This is a genomic window from Campylobacter volucris (assembly GCF_008011665.1).
Taxonomy (GTDB): domain Bacteria; phylum Campylobacterota; class Campylobacteria; order Campylobacterales; family Campylobacteraceae; genus Campylobacter_D; species Campylobacter_D volucris_A.
This window is the reverse complement of record NZ_VOWJ01000009.1, coordinates 1-9,226: the sequence shown is the minus strand read 5'-3', so window position 1 is coordinate 9,226 and position 9,226 is coordinate 1. Positions and strand designations below refer to the sequence as shown.

Here is a 9,226-nt window from a genome sequence, read left to right as displayed (position 1 = left end):
AAAAGAAAACTTATAAAATTATATTCTGTCATAAGTTTTTTAATTGTAGTTATTAGAGTAATAGCTAGTTTTGGTATGATGGGATTAAATTTGGTAGTTTATGAATATAGTGCTAATATCATAAAGGTAATTTATGGCAGCTGATGATCAAGAAAAAACAGAAGAACCCACGTCCAAGAAAATTGAAGATGCGCGTCAAGAAGGAAACGTTCCAAAAAGTCAAGATGCTTCAGCTGTAGCTGTGCTGATTATAGCAGTAGTTGTTGTTTTATTTACCATGCCATTTATGGGTGAGCGTATAAGTGGTTTATATTTGTTTTATCAAAGTTTTATAGGTATTGAGTTAGATTTAAAAATTTTGCAAAAAATTATCATTAAAACCATGATAGAAATGTTTATTATGATTATGCCTATAACTTTAATCATTATGGTAGCTGGTGTGCTTGGAAATTTAATGCAATTTGGTTTTGTCTTTACCACCAAGCCTATAACTCCAAATTTTAATAAAATTAATCCTATCAACGGTCTTAAAAATTTATTTTCTTTAAAAAAAATTGTAGATGCTATAAAAATTATAGTAAAAGTAGGTGTGGTATTTGGTATAGCTTTTGTTTTTTTACTTCAATTTATGCAAGAATTGCCTAGAGTGGAGCTTTATACAATTTATCCGCAACTTTTATGGCTTAGAGATAAAGCTATTATTTTAGCTACTGTTGTGATCATTGCATTTTTGATAATAGGTTTTTTAGATGTATTGCTTGTTAGATATCAGTATTTTAAAAATTTGCGTATGAGTAAGCAAGAAATAAAAGATGAATATAAACAAACTGAAGGCGATCCTTTAATTAAAGGTAGAATTCGTCGTTTGCAAATGGAAGCAGCTAGAAGAAGAATGGTGCAAGATGTCGCAAGTGCTGATGTGGTTATTACTAACCCTACTCATTATGCTGTAGCTTTGCGTTATGATAGTTCTAAAGAATCAGCACCAAAAGTTTTAGCTAAAGGAGTGGATTTTTTAGCGTTGCGTATTAAAGATATGGCTTATGAGTATAATGTTATGATTTATGAAAACCCACCTTTAGCAAGAGAGCTTTATAAATCTTGTGAAGTAAATGATCTCATACCACCTGAGCTTTTTAAAGCTGTAGCTGAAGTGTTGAGTTTTGTTTATACTTCCAATAGACAAAAATTTGCAGATAGATTAAAATAAATTGAGCTTTTTTAACAAACTAATCATAGTCATGCTTATAGAAAGCAGATAAATGCTCAAAAGTGCAATGCGATGGTATTTAAGATTAATTTTTTCCATGATTTTAATACCTAAAAATACTCCAAACATAGAGCTAATGCCTACTAAAATTCCAATTTGTAATATTTCTTTATCGATAATGTCATTATAAACAAAAGAGCTAATTCCAGAAATAGAAGCAAAAATCACAAAAAACAAGCTTAATGGAACTACTTTTTTAGTATCATAACCTAAAAAATAAGCCAATATCGGAGTAATTAGCAATCCACCGCCAATACCTAATGATATAGCAAAGATTCCTGTAAAAATGCCACATATAACTAAGATCAAATTTTTTAAAATTTTAGAATGATTTACATCTTTAATATTGCTTTTTTGATTGAATGCAAATTTTAAAAAAAAGATAATACTTACGCATAAAAAAATACTTGTTAGGGTAATATCTGAAAAATAAGTTAGCAAAACCCCGCTAAACATAGCTCCTATAAAACCACCAAGTCCTATCAACAAGCCATCTTTTAGGATTAAATTTTTCTTTTTATAATTTAAATAAGATCCAAATACAGACGCAAAAATCATTTGAACTACTGAAATTGCTATTGCATGATGGGAGCTAAGTCCAAGTGAGAGCATAAATGGCACTATGATCATTCCACCACCTATGCCAAAAATTCCAGAAGCCATTCCAGAAAAAATTCCTATGATTAAATAAGGTAAAAAAAATAAATCCATTTCAAGCCTTTATATAAAAATATTGTAACAAAATAAAATTTATTTAGCTTTAGAAAATATAATCATAGTCGATTTGAATTTATATTATATTTTTTGGAGAATAAATGAAATTTTGTAAAAAATGCGTTATGCCAGATACCAAACCTGATTTACATTTTGATGAAAATGGAATTTGTGATGCTTGCAATTCACAAGTTGATAAAGATAAAAATATAAATTGGCAAGAGCGAGAAAAAGAATTTTTAGAACTTGTTAAAAAATATAAAACTCATCCTGTTTATGATTGTGTTATAGGAGTTAGTGGCGGGAAAGATTCTACTTTTCAAGTTGTAAAATGTTTAGAATTAGGACTTAATCCGCTTTGTGTTTGCTTTGAACCAAGTATTCCTACAAAAATAGGTCGTAAAAATCTAAAAAATTTAAATAAACTAGGGGTAGATCTTATACACATTAAACCAAATCCAAAAATTTATAAAATTCTTGCAAGAGAAGCTTTTGAAAGAACTGGCGATAACGAATGGCAAAACCATTTAGGTATTTTTACAAGTGTTCCAAGAATAGCTGTAAATTTTAATGTACCATTAATCATATGGGGAGAAAGCCCTCAAATAGAATACGGCGGCCCTGCTAGTTCAAAAACAGAAAATACACTTGGTAGAAAATGGCTTGAAGAATTTGGAGGGTTATTGGGCAATAGAATCTCTGATATGATAGGAGTTAATGGCATAAGCCAAAAAGATGTGTATTTTTACACTTACCCAAGTGATGAGGAATTGCAAAAAGTAGGAGTAACCGGCTTATTTTTGGGATATTATTTTAAATGGGATTATAAAAATAATCTTAAAATTTCAAAAGAAAATGGCTTTAAAACAAGCATAAAACCAGTTGAAACTACTTATGAAAATTTTGAAAATTTAGATTGTTATTCTAATCATTTGCATGATTATTTAAAATACTGCAAATACGGCTTTGGAAGAGCTACTGATAATGCATGCTTAGATATAAGACTTGGCTATATAAACCGCGAAGAAGGTGTGCGTTTGGTGCAAAAATACGATGGAAAACCTCCAAAAAAAGCTATAAAAAAATACTTAAAATTTAGTGGTTTTAGTAAAGAAGAATTTGAAAAAATAGTAGATAGTTTCACAAATAAAAAAATTTTTAAACGCGATGAAAATGGTAAATTTTTAAGAGATTGTGATGGATCTTTAATAAAAAATGAAGAATACATTTTAAGATGATTGGTGTAATTGATTATAATTTAGGAAATTTAAGATCTATTGTTAAAGCTTTTGAAGCGATTAATCAAAAGGTTTTTATAGTAAAAAACGAAGGTGATGTTAAAAAATCTTCTAAGCTTGTATTGCCTGGGGTTGGCTCTTTTTATCAAGGAATGCAAAATTTAAAAAATTTACATTTTGATGAAATTTTAAAAGATGAAGTTCTAAATAAAAATAAGCCTATTTTAGGGATTTGTCTTGGTATGCAACTTTTTTGTAAATATGGCTATGAAGGTGGTGGTAATCAAGGATTAGGTTTTATTGATGGTGAAGTTTTGCAGTTTGATTTAAAAAAAGAAAAGATACTTCATAGTGGATGGGATAATATTTATTATAAAAATGAAAGCAAAATTTTTAAAGATATAAAAGAAAATAGTGATTTTTACTTTGTGCATTCATATTATGTAAAATGTAGTGATAAAATAGAAACTTCTTTTTGTGATTATGAAATTTCATTTTGTTCTTCTTTTGAAAAAGAAAATATATATGCTGTGCAATTTCATCCTGAAAAAAGTCAAAAGGTAGGCTTAAAGCTTTTGGAAAATTTTGTAAATTTATAGGTTGTAGTATGTTGAAAACTAGAATTATCCCTTGTGTGTTATTAAAAGATAATCAGCTAGTTAAAAGTATAAATTTTACTTCATTTAGAACCATAGGGCATATTAAAACAAGTGCTAAAATTTATAATGCTAGAAATGTAGATGAGCTTATAGTTTTGGATATAGATAAAAAAATGGATCTTGAGAGTTTGGAAGATATAGCTAATGAGTGTTTTATGCCTCTTACTATAGGAGGTGGTATAAAAACATTAGATGATATTAGAAAAGTTTTAAATATAGGTGCTGATAAAATTAGTATCAATTCAGCAGCTCTTGCAGATGCAAATTTTATCAAAGATGCCGCAAATACTTTTGGAAGTTCGTGTGTGGTTTGTTCTATTGATGTAAAAAAAGTCAATGGTGAATTTAAGGTTTTTAATGAAAAAGTATTTGATATTAATCCTTTAGAGCTTGCTTTAAAATACCAAGACTTAGGAGCAGGGGAGATACTTTTAACTAGCATTGATAAAGAAGGAAGCAATAGCGGGTATGATTTAGAACTTTTAGATATGTTTTGTGATAAATTAAAAATTCCTCTTATTATTAATGGAGGGCTTAGTAAGCCAAGTGATGGGGTAGAAGCTATAAAAAAAGGAGCAAATGCTTTAGCTGGAGCTTATATATTTCATTTTAGTCAATACACTCCAAATGATATTAAAAATGAACTTTTAGCTAATAATATCCCTGTTAGGATTGTTTAAACTAACAAATAAAAATTTATCATTTTCATTATATATAGTAAAATTATGTTTTAAGTATAAATTCAAAGCTTTAGTATTTTCTTTAAAAACACAAGCTTTTAAAATTTTTACTTTTAAAACATTAAAAGCATAATTTTTAATTTCTTCCATCAATAAATTCCCAACTCCTTTTTTAATGCTATATAGTCCAAATTCACAAGAATTGTTACTAATATCTGTAAAGTATATCACTCCAAGTTTTTCATTTTCTTTGTATATTAAAAAATATTTTTTAGTAGTAGTATTTTTTAATTTTTGTATAAAATTTAAATGCCCTTCGTAGCTTATATAAGGATTTTTCATAAATTTAGATACATTTTCACTATTTCTAATCTTTAAAATTTCTTTATTTTCATCAATGTCTAAATTTGCAAAATCTTTATAAACAATCATCTTATAACTTTTATACTTTTAAATGCTTCGGCATATTTTAGCCCAACTCTCATTCCATTATATTTTGCATTAAGCTCTATACCTTCTAAACTTCTTGGATGTGGAAAATCTTTAAGTTCAGATTTATAACAAGACATAGCCTTTAATTTTAAATTTAATGTATCGCTTATATCATAAAAAACATCAGGACTAAAACTTAGCGGATATTTCCATTCTGTACTAGAAAGAACCTCAAAACTATAAATTTCTTTAACACTTTCATCTGGCAAAGATCTTGTTGCGGTAATTGTCGCTTGATAGGTTATTTGATGATCTATATTTAAATCATTTTCATAATGAGTAAAAATAATGTCAGGTTTAATTTCATTTTTTGTATTTTCAATGGCTTTAACTATTTCAAGTAAAGCAACTTTATCAAAACTATTATCAGGAAAATATTCTCTAAAAACTTTTTTAACACCTATAATATTATTTGCCAAAATAAGTTCGTTTTCAAGAATACTTTTTTGATTTTCAATATTTTCTTCATTTCTACTTGTTTTTCCTTCTCCAAGAATGAGAGTATAGGCTTCATATCCTTGTTTTATCATCTTGCTAACAGCACCAAAGCATCCTAATACTTCATCGTCTGGATGAGCTGCTATAATTAATATTTTATTTTTCATAAATTTCTACCTTTGCTTGTATTGTATTGTTTTTTAATTTTGCGTTTGAAAATTCAATTTTTATATTTTGAATTTGCAAAAAAGCTTTTGGATAATCTTTAGCATCAAGCATTCTTATAAAATCATATATTTTGGTAATATCTATATTTTTTAAAGTATTTATATCGCTTTCTTGAGGAGTTCTTCTTTTAAAAATAACAACTTTGCCTTTTTGCTTTTTAGGACAGATATTGGAAGTTAGAATAATTGGGATCATTTTTGTATATATAATTTTTGAAATTTTTTCATATATTGCTTGAGCTTTTAATTTACTAAATTTAACTTTATAACGCAAGTAAATATCTCCGCCATCTAAAATCTCATTGACTTTTAATGCACAAATTTTACTTTCGTATATACCGCGTATGATTAAATTTTGCAAAGGAGAACCTCCTCTTCCAAATGGTAAATTACCAAGATGGAAAACTATACATTCATAATTATTGTAAATATTTTTTGGTATAAAAAATGACCAATGAGAAAAAAATATATATTTAGGATTAATTTTTTCAATAAAATCAATATTTAATTGTGATTTTTGTGTGATTAAATGGAATGTTATATTTTGGAAATTTTGTTTTAATAAGTATAAATTCTGTATATCATGTTCTTTGTGTGTTGCAATGATTACATTCATATTGCAACCTTTAAAGAAGTTAAATTTAGGCTATACCCCCCCCCATTGTTTAAACTAACAAATAAAAATTTATCATTTTCATTATATATAGTAAAATCATGCTTTAAATATAAATTCAAAGCTTTGGTATTTTTTTTAAAAACACAAGCTTTTAAAATTTTTACTTTTAAAACATTAAAAGCATAATTTTTAATCTCTTCCATCAATAAATTCCCAACACCTTTTTTAATGCCATAAAGTCCAAATTCGCAAGAATTTATAGTGATATTTATAAAATCAATCACGCCTATTGCTTGATCGTTTTCATAAACTAAAAAATATCTTTTAGTATAATCATTTTTTAAATTTTGTATAAAATTTAAATGCTCTTCATGGCTTATATAGGGATTTTTCATAAATTTAGCTATGTTTGGATTGTTTCTATGTTGTAAGATAAATTCTTTTTCAAAATCATTTAAATTAGTGAAGTTTTTAAGCATTAAATTCAACTTCATATCCTTTTTGAGCTAGCCAAAGAGCTAATTTTTCTTGATTTTTAGCATAGGCAATGGCTTTAAAATTTGCTTTTAAAACCAAAGCTTCATTGACTAAAGAACTAGCGCTAATTATAAGCTTTTTGCTCTCATTCATTAGTTGTGCTAAATTTAAAGCATCAACTATGAGCGTTATATGTGGATTTTTATCGCTTAATTTTTTTAATTTTTTTAAATGTTTATTTGCCTTGGTGGTAATAACAAGAATTTGTTTATTTTTAGGTAAAGACAAAGCTATATTGATAGATAAATTCTTACTATCAACTCCACCTATGCAGATTAAAAAATCATAAATTTTTTCTCTATTTATCTTACTTTCTTTATAGAATTCATCTCTGATTAAAGCATAAGAAAATCCACATCTAAGCTCGCAGTATTGAGGAACTAACCCCGCATAATCACTTGCTTTTGCATATGCATTGACATTTAGTAAAATATCGCAAAAATGTTCTTTAATCTCATCATCAAAGCTTAGGATTTTCACTCCTGTTTCAAGTTTGATTAGTTTTTCATCTTCATAGTTTATATCATAATGATCGATGATTAAAAGATCAAATTTTTCTTTTTTGATTAAATTGATAAGTTCATAAATACTTGCACTTGTAAGCTCATATACAGGATAGGTAATTTCATCTATAAGAGAGCCTTCTAGTGCTAAACATGCAAAGCTAACATCTTCATATTGCTTTGCTAAGACTAAATCTCTTTTGATATGCCCATGCCCTATATCGTTTGAACTATCACTTCTAAAAAGAACTTTCATTTTCTTCCTTGTTAAGTTCTATGATTTGTGCAAATTTAGCTGAAGCATATTTTCATTAAAAAATGTAGCTTTTTTATAATGCATGATATTGTTAAAATTATAAAGAGCATTTTTGTGATTTTCTTTATTAAGCTCAACTCCTATGCATTCATAGTTGTAATTTGCAAATAAAGATAAATTATTTCCATTGTGTGAAGCAAATTCTAAGACTTTAGCATTAGCTAAGGTATCTAATTTGTTTTTAAAAAACCATCTTACAAGCTCCATATCAGGATATTTAAAACCTTTGATTTTGTTTATAAACATAATTTACCTTTGTTAAATTGGTAAAGCATTTTAGCAAATTCTAAGTCTTGAGGAGTGTCTATATCACAAACTTGATTTCTTGGAAGTAAAAATGCTTTAGAATGAGGCTTAAACATAAAATCTTCACTAAGCCAAGCTTTTTTTTTTCCAAAATAAAACGCCCCACCATCATGATAAGCTTTTGTTAAATCTTGGCTTCTAGTGTGATAATATTTTTCATCAAACATATGAGTTTGATTTTGTTCATCAAGATAAAATCCTCTTTGGATGGGATATTCAAATTCGCATGCTGAAAATAAAAATTTGCAATCTTCTTTTATAAATTCATAATAAGCTTTTTTTAAAACATCTTCGTTTATTAAAGGAGCAGTAGCATAAAGACAGCAAATATTTTCGTAAAATTGATCTTGTTTTTCTAAAGTTTTAATGGCATCTTTGATCACATCAGTAGAACTTGTATAATCATCGCTTAAGTCTTTTTTGCGTATAAAAGGAACCTTTGCTCCAAAATTTAAAGCTATATTAATGATTTCATCATTATCACTTGAAACAATTACTTCATCAAAAATTTCACTTTTTAAAGCACTTTCTATGCTATAAGAGATTAAAGGTTTTCCTAAAAAATCAATGATATTTTTTTTTGGAATTCTTTTTGAACCACCACGAGCAGGAATAATGCAGAGATTTTTTTTCATTTTTTACTTCTTTATATTTTTTAAAATTCAAGTATAATTTAATATCAATTTCAAAAGGCTTAAAATGCTCATTAATAAAACATATTTTATAGACTCTTGTGATGATGTAGAATTAAATATAAAAAGAGAATCTAAACTTGAATATAGAATTACTTATGATGATAGTAAAGATATGAAAGCCATAGTGTTTGTCATAGGTGGATATGGTGCAAATGCTAATATGCATTTTTTAGAAAGTTATAGAAAATTTATAGCTAAAAAATTTGATGTAATAGCTGTAAGTGTTTTATATCATTGTTTTTGTCAAAGAAGATCTGATGTGGATAGGTATAGTGCTGAAATGACATTTTTACTAGATGATTTAAGAATGTTTCAAAAAGCTTTTGATGAATTTGATATAAAAGTAGATACTTTAGATAGCACTGAAAAATTAGAAAAATATTATAAATTACTAGAAGAAAAAATGGTGCAACTAAAAGAACAAAATCTATTAGATAAAAACTATAAAGTAAATTTTTCTTGCACTTTCATCCCACCCAACAATGAATATCAAAATTTTGGCATAATGGCTGCAATTGATCATATCAATGCTTTA

Annotated in this window: 13 protein-coding genes; 5 read left to right on the top strand and 8 right to left on the bottom strand. The window is 27.0% G+C overall.

Annotated features, from left to right (window positions below; translation table 11 throughout):
- The first annotated feature begins 133 nt into the window (after nt 1-133).
- The gene (flhB, locus tag FPD38_RS00575) at nt 134-1,210 is read left to right on the top strand and encodes a flagellar biosynthesis protein FlhB (RefSeq protein ID WP_147554871.1); all 1,077 of its coding nucleotides are present in this window, start codon (nt 134-136) and stop codon (nt 1,208-1,210) included.
- Here the strand turns inward: flhB and FPD38_RS00570 are convergent.
- Entirely contained in the window at nt 1,202-1,981 is a 780-nt protein-coding gene (locus FPD38_RS00570; RefSeq protein WP_147554870.1) for a sulfite exporter TauE/SafE family protein, read from the bottom strand. The genes flhB and FPD38_RS00570 overlap by 9 nt on opposite strands.
- Before the next feature lie 104 nt (nt 1,982-2,085).
- On the opposite strand from FPD38_RS00570, the gene pseA reads away from it, so the two are divergent.
- From pseA to hisF, 3 genes are read left to right on the top strand one after another with little or no spacing between them, the layout of a single operon-like run.
- Complete coding sequence (gene pseA, locus FPD38_RS00565; protein WP_147554869.1) at nt 2,086-3,222, top strand: pseudaminic acid biosynthesis protein PseA; 1,137 nt, start codon at nt 2,086-2,088, stop codon at nt 3,220-3,222.
- Nucleotides 3,207-3,821 (top strand): imidazole glycerol phosphate synthase subunit HisH, encoded by a 615-nt coding sequence (gene hisH / locus FPD38_RS00560; protein WP_261798256.1) that lies wholly within the window; start codon nt 3,207-3,209, stop codon nt 3,819-3,821. The genes pseA and hisH overlap by 16 nt, the downstream gene beginning before the upstream one ends.
- Nucleotides 3,822-3,829: 8 nt before the next feature.
- Nucleotides 3,830-4,561, top strand: coding sequence for an imidazole glycerol phosphate synthase subunit HisF (gene hisF / locus FPD38_RS00555; protein ID WP_147554867.1), 732 nt, complete (start codon nt 3,830-3,832; stop codon nt 4,559-4,561).
- Here hisF and pseH (FPD38_RS00550) read toward each other — a convergent pair.
- From pseH (FPD38_RS00550) to pseF, 7 genes are read right to left on the bottom strand one after another with little or no spacing between them, the layout of a single operon-like run.
- On the bottom strand, nt 4,529-4,993 hold the full coding sequence (gene pseH / locus FPD38_RS00550; protein ID WP_147554866.1) for a UDP-4-amino-4,6-dideoxy-N-acetyl-beta-L-altrosamine N-acetyltransferase: 465 nt from the start codon (nt 4,991-4,993) through the stop codon (nt 4,529-4,531). The genes hisF and pseH (FPD38_RS00550) overlap by 33 nt on opposite strands.
- Nucleotides 4,990-5,658, bottom strand: coding sequence for a PIG-L deacetylase family protein (locus FPD38_RS00545; RefSeq protein ID WP_147554865.1), 669 nt, complete (start codon nt 5,656-5,658; stop codon nt 4,990-4,992). Before FPD38_RS00545 ends, pseH (FPD38_RS00550) begins: the two co-directional genes overlap by 4 nt.
- A complete protein-coding gene (locus FPD38_RS00540) occupies nt 5,648-6,334 on the bottom strand; it encodes a formyl transferase (RefSeq protein ID WP_147554864.1) in 687 nt (228 codons plus the stop codon). Before FPD38_RS00540 ends, FPD38_RS00545 begins: the two co-directional genes overlap by 11 nt.
- On the bottom strand, nt 6,331-6,813 hold the full coding sequence (gene pseH, locus FPD38_RS00535; protein ID WP_147554872.1) for a UDP-4-amino-4,6-dideoxy-N-acetyl-beta-L-altrosamine N-acetyltransferase: 483 nt from the start codon (nt 6,811-6,813) through the stop codon (nt 6,331-6,333). Before pseH (FPD38_RS00535) ends, FPD38_RS00540 begins: the two co-directional genes overlap by 4 nt.
- Entirely contained in the window at nt 6,806-7,630 is an 825-nt protein-coding gene (pseG, locus tag FPD38_RS00530; RefSeq protein ID WP_147554863.1) for a UDP-2,4-diacetamido-2,4,6-trideoxy-beta-L-altropyranose hydrolase, read from the bottom strand. Before pseG ends, pseH (FPD38_RS00535) begins: the two co-directional genes overlap by 8 nt.
- An 18-nt stretch (nt 7,631-7,648) precedes the next feature.
- A complete protein-coding gene (locus tag FPD38_RS00525; protein WP_261798255.1) occupies nt 7,649-7,936 on the bottom strand; it encodes a hypothetical protein in 288 nt (95 codons plus the stop codon).
- On the bottom strand, nt 7,927-8,631 hold the full coding sequence (pseF, locus tag FPD38_RS00520) for a pseudaminic acid cytidylyltransferase (RefSeq protein ID WP_147554862.1): 705 nt from the start codon (nt 8,629-8,631) through the stop codon (nt 7,927-7,929). The genes FPD38_RS00525 and pseF overlap by 10 nt, the downstream gene beginning before the upstream one ends.
- Before the next feature lie 64 nt (nt 8,632-8,695).
- Between pseF and FPD38_RS00515 the strand changes: the two genes are divergently transcribed.
- Nucleotides 8,696-9,226, top strand: a 531-nt coding sequence (locus FPD38_RS00515) for a DUF2920 family protein (protein ID WP_147554861.1), incomplete at its 3' end; no start/stop codon positions are given.